This window comes from Rhodoblastus sp. 17X3, assembly GCF_030056575.1.
Classification (GTDB): Bacteria; Pseudomonadota; Alphaproteobacteria; order Rhizobiales; family Beijerinckiaceae; genus Rhodoblastus.
In genome coordinates this window covers 1-838 of sequence record NZ_JASHHX010000061.1, presented here as the reverse complement: position 1 = coordinate 838, position 838 = coordinate 1, and the positions used below count along the sequence as shown (strand labels likewise).

The following is an 838-nucleotide window of genomic DNA, read 5'->3' as shown; positions in this document are numbered from 1 at the left end:
CGGCGCCTTCACGATCAATGGCGGCACAGTCATCCTGAATCACGCCAACACGATTGGCGGCGGCGTGACGCTGAATGCCGGTCTGCTCGGCGTAGGCGCTGCGGGGGCGCTCGGAACGGGGACGCTGACGATCAATGGCGGCGAGTTGCTTGGAACGACCAATGTGACGGTCGCCAATAATCTGTCGTTGCAGGGCAATTTCGCGATTGCCGCGGCTCACGGGACAACCTTGAATATCAATCCGGCCAGCAATTGGGTCATGAACCAGTCGGCAGGGCAGTTGATCACCTTCGGTGCGCCCGGGCAGGACGGCACTGTCATCTGGCACACGCCAAGCGCGGTTGTCGGCGCGCCTGGCCAGGCGACACTCGCCGTTCAGGGGGGAACGTTGCAGGGAGCCGACAGTTTTTTCGGCTTCCTGTTCGGCACCATGCTGCAAACCACAGTCGGCCAGGGCGCCGCGATCGATATTTCAGGCTTCAATACGGGATTCACAAAGCTGCTTGGCTCCGGAACCGTGACCGATAGCGGCGGCGCGGCGGCTTTGACTCTGACGGGCGCGAGCAATTTCAGCGGCGCGCTGAGCGGGGCGCTGTCGCTTGTCGTCAACGCCTCCTCCACGCTGGGCGGGTCGAGCGCTTATGCTGGCGCGACGACGATCGCGGCGGGCGCGACCCTCACCAATACCGGCGCCTTCACCCTGTCGTCCGACGTCGGGATCGCTTCCGGCGGCGCGGGCGCGGCCTTTGTCAATACGGGCTCGTTCGCCAAGATCGGCGGCTCCGGGACCAGCACGGTGGCGACGTCTTTCGCCAATAATGGCTTCCTCGTCGTCGGC

General features: G+C 64.6%; 1 pseudogene. It reads left to right on the top strand.

Annotation, left to right across the window (positions count from 1 at the left end):
- Positions 1–838, top strand: a pseudogene (locus QM467_RS19760) (hypothetical protein); the annotation flags it as partial.